Here is a 23,532-nt window from a genome sequence, read left to right as displayed (position 1 = left end):
TGAAGGTGCACGATTGGAAATCGTGTGTGCGGTTTGAAGCCGTACCCAGGGTTCGAATCCCTGGCTCTCCGCCAGAGCATATGAGGTTGTGAGATGGGTGACCCGAGGGGGGCTGCACAGATGCAGCCCGGGATCGCTCTAGGGGATCGAGAGCAATTCCACCTCGAAGATCAGGGTCGCATTGGGAGGAATGACGCCACCTGCTCCCGCCGCACCATAGCCGAGATCCGGCGGAATGGTGAGCCTGCGCTGGCCGCCGACCTTCATACCGGCAACACCCTGATCCCAGCCCGGTATTACCTGGCCCTGGCCGAGCGGGAATTGGAACGGCTCACGGCCCACCGAGGAGTCGAACTCTGTCCCATCGGTTAGCCAGCCGGTGTAGTGCACGGTAACGGTGTCGCCCGCTTTGGCCTCAGCTCCTGTTCCCACCGTGATGTCCTCGATCACGAGTTCGGTGACATCCTCGGCGGCAGGTGGCTCCTGCGTGGCATCTTCCGGAGGTGTCGAGACCTGCCCGGCTTCGCTCGGCGGAGCTTCGGTGTCTTCTGCGGGAGTTCTGGCGCATCCGCTTGTGGCGACAACGGCCAGTACGGCGATGGCGCTTAGGGCTACTAAGAGTGACTTTCTGATCACGTTTGCCTCCAGTGGGGTATTCGGTTACCAGGGAATCTTACCGCAAGTGCGCCATGGGGCATACAGCCCGGGGGGGCACAATGAGCGGCGGGCACGAAGACGGCTCGCGTTGCCGCTGGGCCCCGGCCTCTGTATACTCTCCGATTGCCGCGCGTGAAGTTTGATACGCAGCGCACCACCGCGGAGAGGTGGCAGAGTGGTTGAATGCGGCGGTCTCGAAAACCGTTTACGGGGCAACCCCCCGTACGAGGGTTCGAATCCCTCCCTCTCCGCCAGTGAGATGGCGTCTGTTTTGGCGAGGGGGGGCGGGCTTTCGTGCCTCCCGCGCTGTGCCCGGGGTGGCAGCTCTGCCTGCGGATCTGATACTCTTGAGCCGAGCGTACGAGCTTCCTATCGACGTCCGAACCTAGCTGGGAGTGTGAGCATGACGCCGCTGTGCACAATTGGGTATGAGGGGTTTACTGCCGAGCAGTGGGTGGCGCGGCTCAAAGCGCAGCGTATCGGTGTCGTCGTCGATGTTCGAGAGATGCCAATGAGCCGGAAGCGGGGCTTCTCGAAGTCGCGGCTGTCCGAACTCCTCATGCACAACGATATCGGCTACGTGCACCTGCGCTCGTTGGGCAACCCGAAGCCGCTACGAGAGCGACTCAAGTGCGGTTGGGCGTTTGATGAGTTCGCTCAGGAGTTCGGAAGGCTGCTAGACGAGCAGAGCGACGCGTTGTACGAACTGAAGACGCTCGCCGCCGACCAGCGTGTGTGCTTGGTGTGCTTTGAAGAAGACCCCGCCTACTGCCACCGGAGCATCGTCGCGGAGCGCGTTGTACCGCTGCTGTCGGGCGTTGAGGTGAGGCACCTCCGTCATGCCGGAGCGTAGGCGCGTCGTCGTCACCGTCAAAACGTACCCGAATCCAAGCACCAAGTACGAGGAGACAGTCTGCACGGCCGGTTTCGATCTCGAACTAAAGCGTTTCGTGCGCCTGTATCCAGTCAGATTCCGGGACCTGCCCTACGCGCAGTGGTTCAAGAAGTGGCATGTTATCGAGGCAACTCTGACCCACAAGACCGCCGACTGCAGGGGCGACACCTACACGCCCGATCCAGCGAGCATCCGAACGGTGGACGAATTCTACAAGGGCCCGAAGAAGGACAAGGTCGACTGGGCTCGACGAGATGCGCTAGTGCTGCCTCTTGCGAGCACAATGGAAGATCTCCAAGCGCGAGCCGACGCTTTCGAGGGATCAATTGGTCTTGTCCGGGTGGCTCGTGATTCCGAGCTCTACCTCGTGCCCGATGCGGACGAGTGGAACGCGAAGCAGCTGTCAATCATGAACCAAGAGAGTCTGTTCGAATCATCGCGCAAGCCACTACAGAAGGTTCCGTGGACCTTTCGCTACAAGTTCAAGTGCGCCGACAATCCTGACTGCACGGGGCATGACCTCCAAGTGTTCGATTGGGAGCCCTTCGAGCTCTATCGAAATCAGCTTGCGCGCTGGGACCCGAACAAGGCGCACGATGACGTACTCGACAAGTACAACGTGCAAATGGGGCCCATGCGCCGCAACGTGCACCTCTTCGTAGGGACGACGATCAGTCACCCGAAACAGTTCTCCTGTATCGGGGTGTACGCGCCACCCCTGCCTAATACGCACGAACGTGGAAACCGCCCGCCGCCGGGTCCGCGCTAACCTAGTAAGAAATCGATCAGTGGAGTGCCTATGCAGACTAGATAACTCTGGCACTCTAGCGAACGGCTATAAAAAGCCGGTGGCGAGCAGACATGGAGTGACCCCCAGGCGTCCGGCATGATAATCTAATACCTAACTTGCGCATGGATTGAGTATCCATTAGCGCGGACTGCAGAATGATTGTTGGGGCGAAAACCAAGGGCGAGAGGAGGGGCACATGTGGAATTGCTCGGAGTGTAGGGAGGTGCTCGACGACGAGCTCGATGAGTGCTGGGTTTGCGGGACACAGCGGGATGATGAGGCTCAAGAGTCTGAGTTCACTGAGGCTAAGAAGGTCGCAGCGGATATGGCGCCTCTGAACTATGAGAGTGACGCGACTAACCGGCTGCTGCTGCCCCGTTACGCGGACGCATACATCGTCGCACGGACTATCGTCGGCTTCGGCAACCTGTTGAAGGCTTTCGCCTTGGTGGCCCCTGTCATTGTCGCTCTCATCGGTGCGTGGATCTTCGGTTCCGAGGTGTTCGTACCACTTGCCCTGATCATCGGTATCCTTCCCGGGCTCCTCATAGCTGTGCCGTTATACGCACTTGGCCTTTTGCTCTGTGCTCAGGGACAGATGCTCCATGCCGTTCTCGACACTGCCGTGAATACTTCGCCGCTTCTGTCGAAACGTGAGATTCGCAAAGTCATGTCACTGGACGTGACGTAGTTTCGCATGCCCGTACGAGGGTTCGAATCCCTCCCTCTCCGCCAGTGAGATGGCGTCTGTTTTGGCGAGGGGGGCGGGGCAAAGATGCACTGCTTGCTACCGACACGCTGGCAGTTCCGGTTCGGGGGGAGACGCAAGCTGCTGTGCTAGACTTTTGCGTATCCAGTCAGCGAAGGGGCGGCCCATGGGAGATGTAACGGTCTGGGGGATTCATGCAGGCAAGTATGCTGATGGTGACCCTCAGTTCAAGAAGGAGCAAGTCGTTGGCATAGGCTGGGCCGAGGTGGGGGATCTATCGAGGTATCCAGCAGATCGCGAGGCCTACAAGAAAGCGATTCTTGACGCGTATCCGACCGTCAAGGCCGGTGCTGTTCCCGTTTACGCAGGCGTGTTGTACCGCTTCGTGCACGAGGTCAAGGAGGGCGACCTCTTCATCTACCCCTCAAAGGTCGATCGCGAGGTGCACATCGGCCGGGTCACTGGCAGTTATGAATTCCGGCCCGAGATGGCGAAGAAGTACCCCAATACCGCTGCTGACCCCTACGCGAGTGTGAGACCAGTGAAGTGGCTGAAGTCATTTCCGCGAACATACTTCTCACAAGGTGCACTCTACGAGATTGGCTCGGCGGTTACGCTTTTCCAGGTGAAGAACTACGCGGACGAGTTCATCTCGGCGCTCCAAGGTGCTGGTCCCGTTGTGCCACCGGACGAGGACCCCACGGTCGCGCTCGTGGCCGACGAGATCGAGCAGACCACCAGGGACTTTATCCTCAAGACCCTTGCCACCGAATTCAAGGGCCACCCGTTCGCCGGCTTTGTGAGCCACCTCTTGCGCACCATGGGGTATCGAACCCGGGTAGCGCCACCGGGTCCTGACGGTGGTGTTGATATCCGAGCAAGCCGAGATCCCCTTGGATTTGAGCCGCCGATACTGAAGGTACAGGTCAAGAGCGGTGAGGGCAAGGTCGGCCTTCCGGAGGTTTCGGCTCTCTACGGTAACGTGGAGAACAGCGAGTTCGGCTTGCTTGTTTCGCTTGGTGAGTACACTAAGCAGGCTCGGGACTTTGCGCACAACAGGTCCAACCTGCGGCTCGTCGACGGCAGCGAGCTTGTCGATCTGGTGCTGGAGCACTATGAGTCGTTCGACGCCAAATACAAGGGCGCGCTTCCGCTTCGGAGCGTCTATGTGCCATCCCCGAAGGCAGACGAGGACTAGCGGGGGATTACGTGAGCGGCCTGCGATCTGAAAGAGGTTCTGCATAGAGACAGAAGCATCGAAGCTCATCATCCGTCTCTGTGTTGCTTCTTGGCGCTGGCATAGCGTGGGCCGGCTCGCAGGGCGTTCTCCGGAACCGTTGGCACCACGGCGACCGGCTACGGAACGGTTTTCACATGGTAGGTTGCAGTGGCGATGGTTCACGACAGGGAGGGAACGGCGGTGATGAATCAGCTCCCGCCTAGCTGGCACAACTTCAACGACGAGTCGCTTCGGGCATTTCGCGAGGCGTTGCGTCCATTCGCCGATTATCAAAAGGCGATTCAGCAGGCGTTGAAGCCAGTGCAGGACGTGCTCGCGGCTGTCAGCCACGAGATACAAAGAGCGACCGCAGGTTTCAGCGAGACGATGCGTCCAGTCCTTGAGCGTCTGGAACACTATCCCGAAGTCTGTATCAAGTTCGGCTGGCCACCGTTCGACGTGCCGCTGTTGGTAGTCGCTGAAGTCGTCAACCTCTACGACAACAAGGGCATGGAGGCGCGTATCGAGATCGACGCGCTCTTCGTGCGGCTAGTCTCGAAACGAGTGCTTAAGGACCTTCGGCAGGAGTGGTCAGAGTGCCATCTATTGCGACGTAGAGCGCATATCCTAGATGCGGTCATGCGTGCCCACCTCAAGCGCGACTTCACTTTGACGGTGCCGGTGCTGCTGGCCTCGGTCGAAGGGGTAGTCGCCGACCTTCATGTACCGAAGGGCCGGATGAAGGGGGCGGACTACCATCGGTTTCTTGGAGAGACATTCGCGGGGCCGGAAGAGCCTCAGCGGTGGTCGGCTCAACTCAACGAAGCTGCGCGCTCGGTGATAGTCGCCACGATGGTGGGCGACTTCGAGCATGGTGACCCGCTCCCGAAGGAGGTTCGTCGGAATGCCGTCCTTCATGGGGCCGATGTGAACTATGACACTGAAGCCAATTCGCTGAAGGCGATTCTGATGCTCGACCTCGTCCGGGAGCAGTACGGCTACTTCGCCCTCGTTGACTCCGACGTGTACCACCGGCAGACGTGCTCAACCCTCCGCAAATCCACAAAGCTGGGACGACACTACAAGACGACCACGAGCGCGGGACGAGCAGGGAAGCGCGCCTGCAGCGTCTGTCGTCCGGACAGGAAGGGCCAGTAATTCCCAGGCCGCCGGCTCGTACACCCGTTCTCCACGTACACGTATTCGTCGCCAGGTGCCGGACTGTGCCCATGCCGGTGCGACTCGATGTGGTAGAAGCCTCGGACAAACCCTAGCTGCTATAAAAAGCCGGTGTTGAGCAGGGATGGAGTGACCCCTGACGCCCGGCATGATAATCTAATACCTAGCCTACGCATGGATTGAGTATCCATTAGCGCGGACTGCAGAATGATTGCTAGTCGGAGTCTGGCAGGTTTAGGGGGGAGCGCATGCCGGAAGTGGAGCCGCTAGGACTTGAGGAGGTCTTCACTCTTCTAAAGCTAAAGGCTGTCTGGAAGCGATATCGTGAAAGCGCACGAAACGAGTTGATCCGTGATCCCGTGGACAACTTGGCCTACCAGATGAACCTTGATGGTAATCTGAGCCAGTTGATCTACCGCCTCCAAAATGGCCACTACGTCACAAGCTCATGCACTGTCATTCGTGGTGCGAAGAAGGACGGCCTAACTCGCCCGCTGAGCTTCCTTGAGCTCGAAGATCAGCTAGTACTGAAGGCCATCTGTGACAGCCTCGAGAAGTCGGTGCATGCCGGTTCTGGGGGCACTGTCTTCTTCAGCCGCGATCAGCTCACGGCGTTTCCCGTCGATGAGAGCGACTACCAAACGTGGTTCGAACGTTGGAGCCCCTACCATGCGTTGATTGCGGAGATCAGCGACTCCTTCCCATTCGTCGTGTACGCGGACATTGCCAGCTTCTTCTGGTCTGTTGACCACGTTCAACTCCGTCAGCGTCTGTCCGAGTGTGTGACCATACGGCCCGAACTCGAGAACCTTCTGTTCTATGTGTTGGACTCGATGCTCGCTCACAACGGGTACCGTCATCACAGCGGTCGGGGACTTCCACAAGAGAGTCACGACGCCTCACGCATACTTGCCCACGGATTCCTTGTTCCTGTTGATGCCGCATTTGACAAGGAGCAGCAGGAGAATCGATATGCACGCTGGATGGACGATTTTCTCATCGGCGTTTCGACAGAGAATGAGGGCAAGAAGGCACTCGCACGTTTCCAAGCAGTGCTTGAATGCAGGGGCCTTCACCCGAATGCTAAGAAGTCACGCGTAGTCCCGCAGGCCAAGTTGATTGCCTCGCAGTACCGTGAGGAAAACCAGTACCTGAACGGCGTAAATGAACTCAGTAAGGCGGGCCACACATTCTCCGCGGAAGAGACTAAAGAGTTCGAAGGCCGACTTCAACTGTTCTTAGACAGCCCGGTCCGCCTCGAGAACTGGAATCGTGTTCTTCGACGCTACTACACCTACTCCAAGTGGCTGGGCTCCCTTGCTCTTGCGCCTAAAGCCTTTAACCACATCTGCGAGTTCCCTTCGGATGCAGGTCAGATTCTGAAGTACTTGAATTCAATCGCGTTTAAGGCTTCGAGACTGGATGAACTGCTTGATTACCTGCGCTCTCCCGACAATCTGTATGACGATGTTGAGATTCGCATGTATGATGCCCTTCTTGAGTGGGCGGTACCATACGACCGCGCCACGGGGGACATAATCTGCACGCATGTTTCCGACCATCTTTTTGCACGAAATGGTTTCGCAGAGCCAAGGACGGCCTATGCCCGCGCCCAATGCATGCTTGCTCTCTCGAAATTCGGCACCAAGGACCACATCGCACCGATCCTGCCCCTCTACGAAGATGCACTGGACATCGACTTTATCAAGTACTGCTACTTGGTCTTGCGCGGGAGCGAGTATTTTGCTGATGCCGCAAAGAGCAAGATTGTTCTGGTCGAAGATGCGTCCGTCAGAAGGCTGCATGCATTCGTCGAAGCGGTGGTCGATGCAGGCTCCGATGATGCGAAGCTCAGATCCTCTCAGTTCCTGAGGTCTAGGAAACGTCGACTTCCCAACAGGGAGTACTATGATTCACGTTCGCTCTGCCTGCTTCGAATCATGAGGCGCAGTAACTGGTACAGGGACGAGATTGTCCCCGGACTACTCAAGCGTGAGTTGGCCAAACTGCGCGACAGCACCCCTGGACCTTTGCAGGACGGGTTCTCGGTGCACGCAATGACCAACTGGAGCGAGGCTATCTGAAATGCGATATGCGCTGGCTCGTCGAACAAACTGATCAACTTGACTAGCTTCGCTCGCAGGTTATCCGTCAGACGTTAGCCACACAGGGGGGGACGTATACAACGGTATGGGAACGGGGGCGGTGACTCAGGAGTCTCAGCGAATCCGTGCGCATTCAGAACTTCCGCGGCTTCCGTGACGAGACACTCACACTGCGCGACTATACCTGCCTCGTCGGCAGGAACGGCTCCGGCAAGTCCACGGTGTTGTATGCGCTTAACGTATTCTTCCGCCAGTTCAAGGACACCTCGACTGACCTGAGTCGACTCTGTGCGGATGACTTTCACCATAAGTAGACTGACTCGCCAATACGCATCACTGTCACTTTCACAGACCTGAACGAAGACGCGAAGGCAGACCTCGCAGCGTACGTGAGGCAGGGCAAACTCACTGTAACTGCAATGGCGACGGTTAGGTAACTTGGGGACTGACGGCGATGATCTACACGCACGTTTTCGACGAGGAGCTGGAGCTCGCCCTGCGTCGGCGAGAACGCTAAGCGCGTGTCAGCCCTCTTTAGTAAGATACGGGTTAGGTTCTGGTAAGATCGGACTCGCGGTGCGCCGTTGCGCGCCGCGCTTGTTGTTTGACCGGGAGAGCCCACGAAGGGGGTGCGCGCGTGCTGACCGTGCGGAGAGTTTTCGCGGCCATGCACCCCGAGTCCAGGAGCAGCCTGTGATGAAAAGTCAATCAATTCAGGTTCCGCGTCCGGGCATGTTTGCGACTGTCCGCAACCGCCGAGGTGTGATTGCCGCCGTCGAACCGTTCGACGGTGAGGACGGCCGGTTGCACCTCGTTCAGCTCGATTATAAGGACGATCAGCTTCCAAAAGGCGAGCAGCTCATCTGGGAACTGGAACTTCCGCACGCCCGACTCCTCGAGCCCAATGCCCTGCCTGACCCGACACGGTTCGGCCCGATGCCCGCCGATGACTTCGATGCCCTTCTGCGCTCGGCGCGCTGGACGAGTGCGATGCCTTTTCTTGACCCCGACGGTCGCGGTCCGCTTAACCGCCTGCCGATATCGAGCCCTTTTCACGGCGCAGTAGAAGTCGACGACTACCAGCTCGTTCCGCTTCTCAAGGCTCTCCGCATGCCGCGGGTGAACCTGCTAATTGCCGATGATGTAGGCATCGGAAAAACGGTCGAAGCCGGTCTCATTCTGTCTGAGCTCCTAGTCCGCAGGCGCGTGCAGCGTGTTCTGATCCTGACGCCAGCCTCACTTCGCCTTCAGTGGCGTGACGAGATGAAGGACAAGTTCGCGTTGCCGTTCGACCTCGTGGACCGCGCGGAGACGCAAGCGCTTCGGCGGCGGTTGGGCATGGACGCAAATCCTTGGCGCTCGTATACGCGAATCATTGCGTCGTATCACTACCTGCGCCAGCCGGACGTGCTCGACCAGTTTATCGCCGCATCACGACGCCAGGATGGCTCGGCGCACCTACCGTGGGACATGCTTATCGTCGATGAGTGCCACAACCTGATGCCGTCCCCCTTTGGCGAAGACAGTGATCTCACCAAGATGCTGCGCCACCTCACTCCGCTCTTCGAGCACCGCTTGTTCCTTTCCGCTACGCCTCACAACGGCCACACTCGCAGCTTCACGGGCCTGCTTGAGCTACTCGACCCGGTGCGTTTTAGCGCGACTGACGAGCTTAAGCCTGCCGAGAAGGCGCGCGTCCAACAGGTCGTATTGCGCCGTCTCAAGTCCGAGATCAACGCTCGCACAAGCCCGCCGAAGTTCTGCACTCGCTTGGACCCGCTTGCGTTGAAGCTCGCGCCCTCCGCCGAAGAGGCTGCGCTTACTGAGGCTTTCCAAGAGTTTCGCACCAAGATGCGCGCCTGGATTGCGGCAGGTGACCGAAGGCGACGGCGTGCCGGCAGCTTCGCCGTCGAGATCCTGGGCAAGCGACTGCTATCGTGCCCTGTGGCCTTCGCCGAGTCTTGGAGCCGCTGTCAGGAGGGGCTCGCGGAGGTAGAGGGGGCTACCGAGACCGAGGTGGAAGCTGCACGTAAGGCCGTCGAACGAGAGACCGGCGACGACCGCGAGTCTCAGTCACAGGAGGCGACGGCTGCCGGCATCGTCGGCGCGTGGCTCAAGAAGGCGGCCCCGCACGTCCAGCCGCAGATCGCGGCCATTGGTGACGCTCTCGCACAGCTCAAGCTCGACACCGCCACGACCGGCGTCTGCTCGGACCTCGACCCGGCGGTAGACACCCGGCTCGATGAGCTTTTCGGTATCATCGAGGGGCTTCTGCGCAGCGACGGTGCGTGGCGTGCTGACGAGCGCCTCGTCATCTTCACAGAGTACAAGACCACGCTCGACTACCTGACCCGTCGCCTGCGCGAGCGCTATGAGCATGAGCGCATCCTCACGCTTTTCGGCGGGATGGACGACGCGACACGCAACGACGTGAAGCGCGCCTTCAACGACCCACGCGAGGACGTGCGCATCCTCATCGGCACGGACGCCGCCTCAGAGGGCCTGAACCTACAACACACTGCACGCTACATGCTCCACTACGATCTGCCGTGGAACCCCAGCAAGCTTGAGCAGCGCAATGGTCGTCTCGACCGGCACGGGCAGGCGCGCGACGTGCAGATCTTCCACTTCGAGTCCGACACAGACGACGATTTGAAGTTCCTCGCTCACGTGATGCGCAAGGCGAACAGTATCCGAGAAGATCTTGGCAGCGCAAACGAGCTCTTTGCTGAGGCTGCCCACCGGCGTCTCATCGATGGCGAGAACGCCGCGACTGTCACCGATGAGCTTGAGCGCCGCCTTCTGCTCAGCAAGAACCGCGCGAGCATGGATGCCGACACGACCGTCGTCACCGACGATGTCGCTGCCGTCCAACAGCTCTCCGCGCTCGCCGACGAGCTTGACCTCGACCCGGGTGCAATGCGTGAAACGCTTGATGCCGCGCTTGCGATCCGTGTCGGCCGCCCGCAGCTCGTGCCGTCGACCTCGGAGCCTGAAGGCACTTGGCGCCTGCTGAATCCGGGACTATCCGGTTGGGTTGAGGTCGTCGATGAGTCGCTGCGCAACGCCCGCGGTGCACTCATGCGCCTTGCCTTCGACGGAGCGCCCTTCATCGAGCAAGTAGGGGAGCGCACCGTGTTCAATCCGCGCGCGGACGTCGCGATGATGCACCTGTCGCACCCGATGCTCGACCGCGCGTTCTCCGTACTCTCGCGACGTCGCTACAGCGGCACCGGCGACGAGGTGAGCCGCTGGACGGTGCGTCTGGGTGACGTGCCGCATGGCGCGGATGCGCTCGTGCTGCTTTCCGTTGAGGAGATCGGCGTCAACGAGCTGCGCGAGACGTTCCACCACTGGGTGCGTACGATCGCGCTGCCAGTGCGTAGCGGCCAGCTGAGCGAGCCGCTTCCCCACGAGGCCGCTTCGACTCTAGGCGAAGCCGCGCCCACGGCCGACTCTGCTCTGATCGCCCGCGCGACGGACATCTTCGATGACGCTCTGCCACAGCTCAAGACACTTGTGACCAATCACGCCGAACGCCTCAGCAGTACGCTCAAAGCCGAGCTTGAGGTTGCCGGCGAGCAGGCGAAGGCCCATGAGAACGAGCGCTACGCGAGCCGCGCGGGTGAACTCTCCTCGCTCATCAAAGAGAACACGCTCGCCAAGCTCGAGCGAGAGATCGAGAAGCTCAAAACCGAACGCTTGCAGGGAGCGCTCTTCGACGAGGAGTCGCGTCTCGATGATCTTGCGCGCTCCATCGAGAAGAAGCAAGCCGAGATCGACCGCCGTTGCCGCCACTACGAAGAGGTGCGCGAGCAGCTCGAACGCGAACGCGAACGCATCATCCGTCGCCTTATCCCCAAGCGCCACGCGATGGCAGGCGACGCGCACGTCTTCCCCGTCTGCGTCGAGATACGCCTGCCCGCCGAAGGGGGCGTGCGATGATGCCGGCCTCCGTGATCACAAGCTCCGCCAGCATCCCCGGCTGGGACCTGCTGCGCCACGGCGGCCTGCTACTCGACCCCCAGCGTCTGCGCGAGATCGCCGCCTACGAGCCATCCTCGCTCGACGCCTACACGGAGCGCGAGCTACGCAAGCAGCTTACCTCGCTCCTCAACGAAGACGACGGCGTTGATACCACCACCTTCATCACCTTTGTCCTAGAGCGCATCTGCGGTTTCGGACCGCGAGCCGGAGGTGCGTGGCTGCGTGGATCCGCCATCGACGCAAAGTACGGCCGTCGGGCGCTTACCGGCGAGATCATCAAGCCGCGGCACCTTTGGCTGGGCCCTCGCGATGGCATCTTGCCGATCTTCATCGACAAAGAGAAGCGCGTTGGCGTGGGTCGGGGGCGCAGGAGTGTGAGCAACGTCGTCCAGTGGCTTCGCGCCTCGAACCATCGCCTTGCACTCATCACTAACGGTCGCCAGTGGCGTCTCATCTTCGCGGGTCTCGACTTCGAGGCGTTCTGCGAAGCCGAAGCCGAGCTCTTCGTTGAAGAAGGCGGCGTCGCTCCGCAACTCCACGCTCTGCGCACGCTGCTGCAGCCGCCGCTCTGGACGCCCGCCGAAAGGGAGGCGACCGCGCCTCTTGAGCGCGCCATTCTCGACGCCCGCAAGGGTCAAGCGGAGCTGTCGGCCGTACTTGGCGAGCGCGTGCGCAAGGCGGTCGAGCTCCTGGTGCAGGCGCACAGTGAATTGCTCGCCGAGCACGCCGCCAACATCCCTCCCGCAGACGTCTATCGCGCCGCGGTGCGCATCGTCATGCGCATGGTGGTCGTGCTCTTCGCCGAGTCACGCGAGCTGCTGCCGCGCGACAACGCGCTCTATCACGGCTCGTACGGCCTGAACGGCCTCATCGAGGAGCTCCAGAAGCTGGGTCACCGCTCCGGCAACCGCCTTGCGCGCGGGCACGCAGCGTGGCCGCGAGTCCTCTCGCTCTTCCGGCTCGTTTACCAAGGATCCTCGCACGAGGCGCTGCTCGTACCCGCGTACGGCGGCGACCTCTTCGCGCCCGGCGATGCGGCAAGCCCTGACCCGCTCTCCCGTGCGCTGGCGCTCTTCGAGCGTGCTTGCTTCGAGCGCGAGGCCGTGACCGACCGCACTGTGCACGACATGCTCGAGCTCATCACCCGCACCCACGTGAAAATCCGCCAGGGTCGCGCAAGCACCTGGATGCCCAGCCCGGTCGACTTCTCCGATCTCTCAAGCGAGTACATCGGCATTCTGTACGAGGGCCTGCTCGACTACGAGCTCAAGCAGGCACCCGCGGGCGACCCGATAGTCTTCCTGGCCGTGGGCAAAGCGCCGGCTTTGCCGCTCTCGCGCCTAGAGGCGATGGACGATCGCGCCATCAAGGACCTGCTCGAGAAGATCAAGAAGAGCGACGCCGAGGACTCCCCGGAAGAGTCGGAAGAGGAAGAGCCCTCTGCCGAGGAGTTCTATCTACCCGAGGAGCTCGTGGCCGAAGACGATCTCGATACCTGTCTCATCGCCGCCGAGGAGCCCGGCGCGGCAGAATTCGTTGATGCTGCAGCTGATGCCCGCCGCAGCGCCCGCGAGCGCGCGGAGACGTGGGCTGGCCGGGCGGTAGTTGCCGCTGGTCTCGTGCGAGTGCCGCGCGGCAAGCCCACGCCAGAACGCCAACTGCGCCATGCAGAGGATGTCGAGCTCGCCGCCCGCAAGCTGCTCGCGCGCGACATCGTGCTCCCAGGTGAGTGGTACGTCGTGCGCTGGGGCGGCACGCGCAAGGGTTCGGGTACCTTCTACACACGCCCCGCTCTCGCGGTTCCCACTGTCCAGCGCACGCTGCGCCCCCTCGCGTACGATCCGCCCACGCATGCCGATGGCACCCCGAACACCGACGCCCCTCCGGCCGCCTGGAAGCCCAAGGCGCCCGAGGAGATCCTCGCACTCACCGTAGTCGACCCGGCTTGCGGTTCCGGTACGTTCCCGGTATCAGCACTGCGCTTCCTTACCGAGGCCCTCTACGAGTCGCTACTTTTCCACGATCGCGTCTCCGACGACCCTGCCCGTGAGCGTGCGGTGGTGCGCCTCATCGAGCCACCCGCCGGCGAACCGGTGCCCGAGGAGCGCCTCACTCAGGAACTCATGCCTTGCCGCACCACGGATTCCGAGTTCGAGCCGCGCCTCAAAGTGCTGCTGCGCCGCCACGTGGTGGAGCGCTGCATCTACGGCGTGGATCTTGACCCGCTTGCTGTGGAGCTAGCGCGATTGTCTTTGTGGATCGAGACGATGGACCGCTCGTTGCCGTTTTCCTTTATCGACCACAAGATCAAGTGCGGCAACGCGCTTGTAGGCGCGTGGTTCGACACGTTTGGCCACTACCCCGTTATGGCGTTCAAGAACCGCGAGGGCGGCGACAAGGGGCACTCAAACGGCGTGCACTTGGCCAAGGATGCCCGCACCAAGGCGATCAAGGCTTTCGCATCAGGCCCGCTCAAGGGCCACCTCGCACGCTTCCTCTCCGGCCCCACGCTCTTCGATCTGCGCGAGGCCGCCGCCGAGGCTGCGACTATCCACGACGACGCGCTCGCCACACTTGCGCGCCTGCACGAGCTGCCCGTCCACGACACCGCCGAGCGCGCCCGTATCTACCGCGAAGAGCTCGTGGGCTCGCCAGCATACCAGCAGCTCAAGGAGGCGATGGACCTGTGGTGCGCGTGCTGGTTCTGGCCCGCCGATGAGCTCGACGACGCTCCGCTTCCCACCACGCTACACGACCCTGCCGAACAGACCAGCGCAGCCGCACGTCGCATAGCCGCCGAGAAGCGCTTCTTCCACTGGGAACTCGAGTTCCCCGATGTGTTTAGCGCGAGCACCTCGGGCTTCGATGCGGTGCTTGGCAACCCGCCGTGGGAGACGCTGCAACCCAACTCCAAGGAGTACTTCAGCAACATCGACCCGCTCTACCGCTCCTACGGCAAGCAGGAGGCGCTGCGCAAGCAGACCGAATACTTCGCCGAGGAGGCCGTCGAGCGCGCGTGGCTCGGCTACACGACGGGCTTCGCGGGCGACTCGAACTGGATGAAGTACGCGGCGAACCCCTTCGGCGACCCGGAGGGGGCCGAGGCGAGCGCGGACCGGTTCGCCATCTCGCGCGGGCGCGAGAACGATGCGCTGCAAGCCCGCTGGCGCGATCTCCGGCGAGCGTCGCGCGGGTACGCGGATGCAGCACACCCATTCCGGTATCGGGGCAAGGGTAAGGCATACACTTACAAACTCTTCCTTGAGATCGCGCACGCGCTCCTGCGAAGAGGCGGACGTCTAGGCTTCATCGTTCCCTCAGGGCTCTACTCCGATCACGGTACGGGCGCGCTGCGTGAGCTCTTTCTCGACCGCTGCCGATGGGAGTGGCTTTTCGGTTTCGAGAACAAGGAAGGCATCTTCGACATTCACCGCTCGTTCAAATTCAATTCCGTCATCATCGAGAAGGGCGGGCGCACGGAGGCTATCCACACAGCGTTCATGCGCCGCTCGCTCGAGGACTGGGAGCGAGCCGAGGAGCTCGCGGTCCCGTACACGCGCGAGCAGGTCGAGCGCTTCAGCCCCAAGAGCCGCGCGATCTTAGAGATCCAGTCCGCGCGCGACCTGGAGATTCTCGAGAAGATCTATGCGAACTCGGTGCTGCTGGGCGACGACGGCCCGGACGGCTGGGGCGTGAAGTACGCGCAGGGCGATTTCAACATGACGAGCGACTCGAAGCTCTTCCCGCCGCGGCCGGTTTGGGAGGCCAAAGGTTATCGGCCCGACGAGTACAGCCGCTGGCTGCTTGGCAACTGGCGTCCGATTCAAGAGCTGTGGGCCGAGCTCGGCATCGACCCCGTGCGCGCGGTGCCGGCTGAAGTCGAGCTTGAGGAGTGGCTGTTCGACGCGACCGCCAGCCCCGAACGCCGTGAGGCCGATGCGCGCTTCGTACACGGCCACATCCTGAAGCCCGGCGACGTTGCGCGGACCGAGTGGCGACTGCGCTGCGCCCAGCCGCCCTATGACGTGCTGCCGCTCCCGCGCGCGGACATCCTCGCTGGGGTGGTGCTGTCGCGCGAGGGAGATGCGTGGATCCGCGAGGACGACGTCGAGGACGTGGCGTTGCCGCTATATGAGGGGAAGAGCATCTGGCTGCACGACTGGGCAGCGGGCGAGGCAGCAATCGGAGCAAACGGCGCTAGGTTCCTGCAGACGCAGTACCTCATGGGTCGCGATTCCTGGCCGATGGATACGGTCGTCGGCTGGTCTCGAGTCGTGTTCCGCGACATCTCCAACGCAACTAATGCCAGGACGTTCATTGCGGCGCTGGTTCCACACTTGCCATGTGGCAACCCAGTTCCGGTTCTCGAGTTGCCAGACCGCTTGCAGTACCAGAAGCCGCTCCTAGTGGGTCTTCTCGGGTCATTGGTCTTCGATTGGTCGGTGCGCCAACGGATGTCCGGTATGCACTTGAACTGGCATATTGCGGAGTCCCTCGCCGTGCCACCACCGAATCACCCGTCGTTGGCAGGTGTTGCCGAGCAGCTCGATATGGCCGGAATCCCTTTCGCTCCGGACTGGTTGCGAAGGATTGCATCAATCAGGCCCGTCACTTCTCAGAGTGGCGCTGAACATCTGAGACTCCGCGTGGCCTTCGACGCATGCTCGGCCGCGCTCTTTGGTTTCGACTCAGGCGAGTTCAGACACATGCTCACCGACTGCGATTTGCCGTTGGGCGAAGTCCTGGGGACAGGCAAGGGCTTCTGGCGCGTCGACAAAGACAAGGACCCCGAGCTGCGTCACACAGTGCTCACGCTCGTCGCCTTCCACGACCTTGAGGAAAAGATCCGCGCGTGCGGCGGCGACCGTGAAGCAGGGATTGAGGTGTTCCTCGCCCAGAACGAGGGCGAGGGGTGGATGCTGCCAGAGACGCTTAGGCTCGCCGACTACGGCCTCGGTCACGACGAGCGCGCGAAGCACTCGCAGCCGGTCGCGAGTCGGCTGGGACCGCGCTTCTACGATTGGCAGCTCGCGCAGAGCGCAGAGGAGTCGTGGCGCGAGTGTCGTCTGCACGCACGCAACCTGCTCGGCGAGCAGGGTTACCGCGAGCTGCTCGACGAGATCGAGGCGCGTGAGCGCGGCGAGGAGCCCAGGCGCTCGGAGGATCCACCACCGTCGCTGTTGAATGACGGCAGACAGGAGGCGTTGTGGTGAGGCGCTTTCGCGCTGAGAATAAGCTGGCCAAAACACGGAAGGGCGTGAACAAGTGGCTCTGAACCCAATCGTCTTCACTGAGAATGTCGTGAAGAGCTTTTTGCGGTACCAGTTCACTACCTACGCCTTCGCAGACGAGCGACTGCGTGCGCAGATGCGAAAACTGCTCGCCTTGGATGCCACGCGGCAGTCGCCACTGCTCCAGGGGCCCTTTGTAAGCCTGTCTCGGCCCTTCAGTAAAGGCGCCGAAGTCGACCAGCTGATCTCCGAGGGCCTTTTGCATCCCCACATGCGTCAGCGCATCCCCGAATCCATCTCGCACCTCTACGGGCATCAGGAGCAGGCGATTCGTGCGATCGCCTCGGGAAAGACGACACTAGTCTCGACCGGAACCGGCTCGGGTAAGACCGAGTGCTTTCTCTATCCTATCGTCAGCAAGTGCCTAAAGCTGCGGGATGACGAGGAAGCATCCGGCATCAGCGCTGTCATCATCTATCCGATGAACGCGCTGGCTGAGGATCAGTTAATGCGAATGCGCTCCCTCCTTGCAGGCACAGGCATCACTTTCGGCATGTACGTAGGCAAGACGCCGGAGCACGAACACGAGGTCGCTGGTATTCGGATGCCCGCTGGCTCTTCGCGGGCAGACTACGAGGCCAAGCTAGCGCAGATTCGGCAGGAGAAGCGAAGCGAGACGGTCTATCCGCCGGAAGAGGTTTGTTCCCGGGAGATGATGCGCTCGGCAGGCGGTCAGCCGCGAATCCTGCTAACGAACGTCAAGCAGATTGAGCTCTTGCTTACTCGGCAAAAGGATGTGGAGCTGTTCGCCGACGCGCGGCTGGATTTCCTGGTGTTCGATGAGGCCCATACCTTCACAGGCGCGCAAGGTGCTGAGACGGCGTGCCTGATTCGTAGGCTGCGTGCCTTCTGTGGACGCAGTGAGCAACAGACCGTGTGCATAGCCACATCCGCAACAATCGCTGATCCAAGCGACCCTGATGCGGCCCGCAACTTCGCTTCGAGGTTTTTCGGTGTACCTGCCGCGAATGTCAAGACCATCGGTGAGGCATACCAGAAGGACGTATGGTCCAGTGAACGAGTAGTGGCACCGCCTCTTCGTTTCGACCCCGGGCAGCTGCTAGATGAGTGCGTCAGTGCGGTCGAGGCGGATGAGGCCCAGATCACCGAGGAAGTCTCTCTCGCATACCACCGTCTTTCGGGCAAGGAGCTTCCGGAAGGCGATTGGGCCGAGGCTCTGGGTCGCGAGCTCGCCCACAGTGAGATTGCCTACCAGCTAAGCGAGGTATTGGTCGCGCCGCGGGCGCTAGGTGAGCTCCCCGGCCTACTTGAGCCACACCTCGGCCGTTCAATTTCCGAGGCCGAGATTCTTGCGTGGCTTACCCTCGGGGCGGCCGCAAGAGCCGGTGGGCGCCCGTTGTTGCGGCCGGTCGTCCATGGCTTCGTCAGGGGAGTCAGCGGGGCAGTCGTCAGCTTCCCGCTTGACGACGAGCCTGTGCTTCGTCTCGCCGCCGAGGACGAGATCACCGGACCTGAACAGGAGAAGCTCGCTCACTTTCCGGTTCTCACCTGCACGACTTGCGGTCAGCACTACTACGTGACGACACTGAAGGACTTTAGGTTCTTGGGGCGGCGTCCTGAAGGTGGGGAGGCTCACGGCGATAGCAGTTTCTGGGAGCCGCTAGAAGAGGCGCAGGGTGGCAGCAGAGTTGTGCTTGTGGATCGGATAGTCGGTGGCGAAGACGACGAAGATCTCGATGAACGTGACCGGCTCGCCGAGGTCCACGTCTGCCGCCACTGTGGAGCGATGCACCCCGACCCCTTTGCCAGATGTGGTCATTGCGGTGTCGTGGGACAGAGTGTCCGGCTTTTCGCGGTTCGGCAGAAGGAGTCGAACCCGGGAAGGCTAACGAGCTGCCTGTCCTGTCGTGCGAACGGGCGGGGTCTGTCGGGTTTTTACCGCGAGCCCGCAAAGCCAGTGCGGGCGGTGAACGTGGCCGATGTACACGTCCTTGCGCAAGACATGGTTCACCACTCCGAGCGCCCGCGTCTGCTCGTCTTTTGCGATAACCGCCAGGATGCAGCGTTCCAGGCTGGATGGATGAAGGACCACTCCCGAAGGTTCCGTCTTCGCGGCCTGATGGCGGAGGGGCTAAAGGAGGGCCGCCTGTCAATCGGCGAGCTGGCGCTCTATATCGATGACCGGCTCGAGAAAGATGAGTCGCTTTCACGGGCACTGGTACCCGAGGTGTGGCTGGTTGTGCGCAAGGAGGGCGGAGGCGGCCGGCACGAGCAGGAGCGCCGCAAGTTTCTTCGCATCCAAGTACTGCGTGAGGTGACGCTTTCATCGCGGCAATCCATCGGACTCGAGCCATGGGGCCGCATGAAGGTAGAGTACGAAGGCCTATCCGAGGCCTGGCCGTGGATACAGCGGAACGCAAATTACCTTGGCATACCGCCCAACGATCTGTGCGATGGAGTGGCCACTGTCCTTGACTACTTCAGAAGGACCCGGGTGCTGCACGACCCGGAGCGCGAGATATTCTCTCGCTTTTGGATGGATGGCGATCTCGAAATACAGCAGGGATACCTGCAGCAGATCGGCGCCCCGAAAGGGACGAAGCTGCGGAGGGGGTATAGCGAGAAGTCCGAGTGGGTCGCCCAGTGGCTGAGCGACCGCGGCGATACAACCATGAGTCAGGTCGCCAAGAAATGGGGCGTTCCTCCCGATGAGGTAGAGGAGTTCTTGGAGGGGCTTTTCGGAGAGCTGGTCGAGCGGCAGCTGCTCGTTCCCGTTACCCTCAAGGGCTCAAGAGGCAATCCCTTGCCTGACGTCAGCGAAGTGTATCAGCTTGATGCGGACAAGCTCCGCTTGAGCTCGAATCATGGTGTGTGGCAGTGCGGAAGCTGTCGTCGACGCTACTCTCGGCGCACTCCTAAGATGGCTTGTACATCTTGGCGCTGTGGCGGTGAACTCCAGTGGGTCGCCGAGGACCCGGACAACTACGACCTGCAGCTGCTCGACTCCGGCTATTCGATGCTGCGTCCCGAGGAGCACACAGCCATGGTTCCTGCCGACGAACGGGAGCGCCTGGAGAACCTCTTCAAGGGCGACACTGACGCCTTGAACGCCCTCGTCTGCACCCCCACGCTGGAGCTCGGTGTCGATATTGGCCAGCTGGACGCGGTTCTCATGCGCAATGTGCCGCCCTTGCCCGCGAACTACTGGCAGAGGGCGGGGCGCGCGGGACGGCGTCATCGCATGGCGGTCGATATGACTTACTGCCGTCCGACCTCGCACGACCGAGCCTACTTCTCGGACCCCATCAAGTTGCTCGCGGGCAGAGTCGATCCGCCGGCTTTCAACCTGAGCAACGAGGTCATGGTCGGCAAGCACGTGCATGCCACCGTTATTACGCGACTCCATCAGTACGTCCACGACACTGCTCGCGCTCCCGAGGGACGCGCTCACATCGATACCGTGCTTCGTGCGTGTCTGCCGAATCGAGTTTCGTCGTACCTGTTCGATGGCGGGTTGGTGCGCACAGCGCCGTTCGATTTCTCGCCATTCGACCGCCTCATCCGAGATAACGCCGACGATCTCGTTGAATATGTGGCCGCCGCGTTTCGAAATGGTTGGCCGGAAGAGGATGCGGCGGTTGTTGATATGGAGCGCCTTCGCACCTGTGTTCTTGGCATGGCCGCGGAGATCGCCATCGTCGTCTCGAGGGTGCGGCGTCGTCTTGCCTGGGCCATGGAACAGATCGCGCGACTCAATAGGCTTCGCGAGCAACAGGGCTCGCTCGACCCCGAAGACGACGCGCTGTTCCGCAGGTGTGACAGTCTGGTCAAGCGAATGAAGGGAACGAAACGCCGCTCTCGTCGCGAGGCCGAGGGCTACGATGACGTGAACACGTTCGGAATGCTCGCCGCAGAGGGATTCCTGCCTGGCTACGGCCTTGAGGTTGGTTCGATCTTGGGGATAGCCGAGATTCCGTTCTGGAGGACAGGGGCAATGGAGTTTGCCCTGCCGCGCTCGCCCAGCGTTGCCCTGCGCGAGTATGTGCCGGGCAACCTTATCTACGCCAACGGAAACCGCTTCGTTGCTCGCCGCTTCCATCGCGATGTGGACGAAGAAAGTGCGGAGATTCCGGCGTTCGAGGTGTCTATCGAGCGGCAAGCAGTCAAGCAAATCGAGTTCCCAGGGGGCACATCTGCACTTGGTCCGCAGGCTCTCGAGGCTATCGCTGTTTGCGATGTCGATCTGATGCATCAGTCTCACATCTCCGACGACGAAGTGTTGCGCTTCCAGATGGGCGTGGCCGTGCACGGCGTTGAGCGAGAACAACACAACGGCGGTCGAAGCTATAGCTGGGGGCCGCAAGACGTGCAGCACCTGAGAGGCGATCGGCTGAGGCTGGTAAACATTGGAGCCTCGAGTGCAATTGCGCGCAAAACCCCTTATCTCGGCTATCCGGTCTGCACCGTTTGCGGGCAGAGCGTCTCGCCGCTCTCCTCTGAGCGTCAGCTCGAGAAGTTCAGCGAATCCCACGAGGAGCGATGTGGCCGACCGGTCAGGCCTGTCGGCTTCTATGCAGATGTCGCCGCCGACGCCTTAATATTGAGAAGCTGTGCGGATCACACGGCTGCGTACAGTGTGCTTGAGGTCCTGCGTATGGGCGCGGCCCAAGTACTCGATATGCACCGAGATGATCTTCAGGTGCTTGTGCTTGGCCATGTCGACCGCGATGAGGTCGATGCGGTTCTTTGGGATCAGATGGCCGGGGGATCAGGACTCCTCGACCAGATACTCGAGCGGTTCAACGATGTGCTCGCAGCCGCTCGCGCCATCGCAGCGGATTGTCCCGCAGTGTGTGCCTCTTCCTGCGTCGATTGCCTGCAGACCTTCCGCAACGGCTACTACCACAAGCACCTCGATAGGACAGTTGTACTCGAATGTCTCGATGCTTGGGGCGAACAGCTCGCAAAGGGTCACGAGATCCCGCCCAAACAGCCGTCCCGAGAGCCATCGGGGGGCTCATACCCGGTGAATGAACCTGAGCGCCGACTGAGAGCACTTCTGCTCGCTGCGGGCTTCTCGGAGGGAGTCAGGGGAGAGCAGATTAGGTTGGATGTCGCCATCGGAACCACTACGCCTGATGTGATCTACAGGGGTGAGCACCACGATGAGGACGAGGGCGTCGCAATCTACCTCGATGGGATGAGCAGTGGATTGCATGGAGACCCGCGTGTTGCAGCGAAGGACCGGCAAATCAGGGATTGGCTCCGTGGTCACGGCTGGGAGGTCATAGAAGTCACGGTGGCCGAGCTTGGGGATCCTGGCGCGATGGCTAAGCACTTCCGGCGCCTGGCCGGCTACCTTGGCGATAACGATCTTCGCGAATCCGTGCGCCGTGACACATCTTGGTTCGCTACCGACTAGGCGTCTTGAGGTGGGGTGGAACTTCGGTTGAGGCCGGAGTAGTACTGACAGTACCGGCTTGACGATTTGATGTGATAAAAACGTCGGAGCATGTTCACAAAGTCCGACATGTCTATCACAATGGCCTTAGGGTAGGGCGGGGGTTTCGAGCGAATGTCATACCGATGGGTTTTATATCGGAGCGATATGGTCACGGGGGGCAGATGAAAAAGTTCGGGGGAAGCTGGAGTGAATCCAAACTTGACTGCGTCGAGAACTACACCCGCGCCTACCTGAAAGTCATGGAGAAGCAGCACTGGTGCCGTTTGAACTACGTTGACGCGTTCGCTGGGTGGGGCAAGCAGGCACTCAAGGCTGGGATCGCCAATCCCGATATGGAGGGCTTTTTCGGTGATGAGTCTGAGCGAGCGGCCACCGAGGCCTTTCTTGTCGGCTCGCCGATTCGTGCACTTCTATTCCCACTTGGCGGAGTGATTCGAATGATGACCAAAAACGGTCAGATTCCAGATTCCTGGATTGCTCATCTCGACCGGTTGTTTGGAACGCATGATTGGTATGAGGAGTTTTACAGACCGAGTCCACAACAGGCGCTCTTCGATATGGACGATGAAGCACTCATGAAGGAGGCATCGACTCGGCAAGTAGTTGACTACGTCCGAAAGCGTTTGAGCACGGAATTTGCAGCTGTGTCGAATGCTGGGGTGCTCAGGAACAGCAAGGGTGCTCCGCTCTTCGCACTGGTATTGGGCGTCTCGAGCACGAGCCCTGCCGCGCAGAAGGCCGCACTGAGCATTGCCAACCATCTAGTCAAGGACTTGAGCCAATCGTGAGTATAACAACCATCGAGTGGACTGAGACGACATGGAACCCAGTGACAGGGTGCTCCAAGATATCTCCTGGTTGCCTTCACTGTTATGCGGAACGAATGGCAAAGCGCCTGCAGGCTATGGGCCAGCCCAATTATCGGGATGGGTTTGCGGTTCGAACTCACGAGCACATGCTTCCGCTGCCCCTCTCGTGGTCAAAGCCGCGCATGGTCTTCGTGAACTCCATGGGCGACCTCTTCCATGAAGAGGTTCCCGTTGACTTCATCCAACGGGTCTTCGAGATCATGGAGGCAACACCGCGACACACATACCAACTACTGACCAAACGCGCAGACCGGCTTGCAGAGGTCACTCCGTTTCTAAGCTGGCCCAACAACGTGTGGATGGGTGTTACCGTCGAGGACAACGAGCATCTCACTCGTGTGGAGCATCTGCGCAAGGTGCCGGCGACGGTCAGGTTCTTGTCAGTTGAGCCGCTGCTCGGGCCATT

The 23,532-nt window shown here is 61.0% G+C and carries 12 protein-coding genes, 1 tRNA gene and 1 pseudogene; 13 read left to right on the top strand and 1 reads right to left on the bottom strand.

The annotated features are described in order from the left end of the window. Window positions 1–138 precede the first annotated feature (138 nt). Window positions 139–600, bottom strand: a complete 462-nt coding sequence (locus KGZ89_03650; GenBank protein ID MBS3973943.1) for an FKBP-type peptidyl-prolyl cis-trans isomerase — start codon at window positions 598–600, stop codon at window positions 139–141. Between the two features lie 218 nt (window positions 601–818). Between KGZ89_03650 and KGZ89_03645 the strand changes: the two genes are divergently transcribed. From KGZ89_03645 to KGZ89_03585, 13 genes and pseudogenes are all read left to right on the top strand, one after another. Continuing rightward, window positions 819–911: transfer RNA gene (locus tag KGZ89_03645), tRNA-Ser, on the top strand. A 149-nt stretch (window positions 912–1,060) separates the two neighbouring features. Further along, entirely contained in the window at window positions 1,061–1,510 is a 450-nt protein-coding gene (locus KGZ89_03640) for a DUF488 domain-containing protein (protein MBS3973942.1), read from the top strand. After that, complete coding sequence (locus KGZ89_03635; protein MBS3973941.1) at window positions 1,497–2,321, top strand: hypothetical protein; 825 nt, start codon at window positions 1,497–1,499, stop codon at window positions 2,319–2,321. The genes KGZ89_03640 and KGZ89_03635 overlap by 14 nt, the downstream gene beginning before the upstream one ends. A 217-nt stretch (window positions 2,322–2,538) precedes the next feature. Then, window positions 2,539–3,033, top strand: a complete 495-nt coding sequence (locus tag KGZ89_03630; protein ID MBS3973940.1) for a hypothetical protein — start codon at window positions 2,539–2,541, stop codon at window positions 3,031–3,033. A 184-nt stretch (window positions 3,034–3,217) separates the two neighbouring features. Beyond that, window positions 3,218–4,249: a restriction endonuclease gene (locus KGZ89_03625; GenBank protein ID MBS3973939.1), complete on the top strand. Its 1,032-nt coding sequence runs from the start codon at window positions 3,218–3,220 to the stop codon at window positions 4,247–4,249. A gap of 189 nt (window positions 4,250–4,438) precedes the next feature. Further along, window positions 4,439–5,428 carry a hypothetical protein gene (locus tag KGZ89_03620; GenBank protein MBS3973938.1) on the top strand — a complete coding sequence of 330 codons (990 nt, stop codon included), beginning with the start codon at window positions 4,439–4,441 and terminating at the stop codon, window positions 5,426–5,428. 269 nt (window positions 5,429–5,697) lie between these two features. Further along, window positions 5,698–7,533 (top strand): RNA-directed DNA polymerase, encoded by a 1,836-nt coding sequence (locus KGZ89_03615; protein ID MBS3973937.1) that lies wholly within the window; start codon window positions 5,698–5,700, stop codon window positions 7,531–7,533. A 146-nt stretch (window positions 7,534–7,679) separates the two neighbouring features. Further along, a pseudogene (locus KGZ89_03610) lies at window positions 7,680–7,991 on the top strand (AAA family ATPase). 259 nt (window positions 7,992–8,250) lie between these two features. Next, window positions 8,251–11,499, top strand: coding sequence for a DISARM system SNF2-like helicase DrmD (gene drmD, locus KGZ89_03605; GenBank protein ID MBS3973936.1), 3,249 nt, complete (start codon window positions 8,251–8,253; stop codon window positions 11,497–11,499). Then, the gene (locus KGZ89_03600; GenBank protein MBS3973935.1) at window positions 11,496–16,754 is read left to right on the top strand and encodes a hypothetical protein; all 5,259 of its coding nucleotides are present in this window, start codon (window positions 11,496–11,498) and stop codon (window positions 16,752–16,754) included. Before drmD ends, KGZ89_03600 begins: the two co-directional genes overlap by 4 nt. Window positions 16,755–16,806: 52 nt before the next feature. Continuing rightward, window positions 16,807–22,215: a DEAD/DEAH box helicase gene (locus KGZ89_03595; GenBank protein MBS3973934.1), complete on the top strand. Its 5,409-nt coding sequence runs from the start codon at window positions 16,807–16,809 to the stop codon at window positions 22,213–22,215. A gap of 203 nt (window positions 22,216–22,418) precedes the next feature. After that, on the top strand, window positions 22,419–23,045 hold the full coding sequence (locus tag KGZ89_03590; GenBank protein MBS3973933.1) for a hypothetical protein: 627 nt from the start codon (window positions 22,419–22,421) through the stop codon (window positions 23,043–23,045). Continuing rightward, a partial coding sequence (locus KGZ89_03585) for a phage Gp37/Gp68 family protein (GenBank protein ID MBS3973932.1) occupies window positions 23,042–23,532 on the top strand: 491 nt, incomplete at its 3' end. The genes KGZ89_03590 and KGZ89_03585, both read left to right, overlap by 4 nt.

Source organism: Actinomycetota bacterium (assembly GCA_018334075.1).
Taxonomy (GTDB): domain Bacteria; phylum Actinomycetota; class Coriobacteriia; order Anaerosomatales; family UBA912; genus JAGXSC01.
The sequence above is the reverse complement of the archived record's forward strand: the minus strand, read 5'-3'. Positions and strand labels throughout refer to the sequence as shown.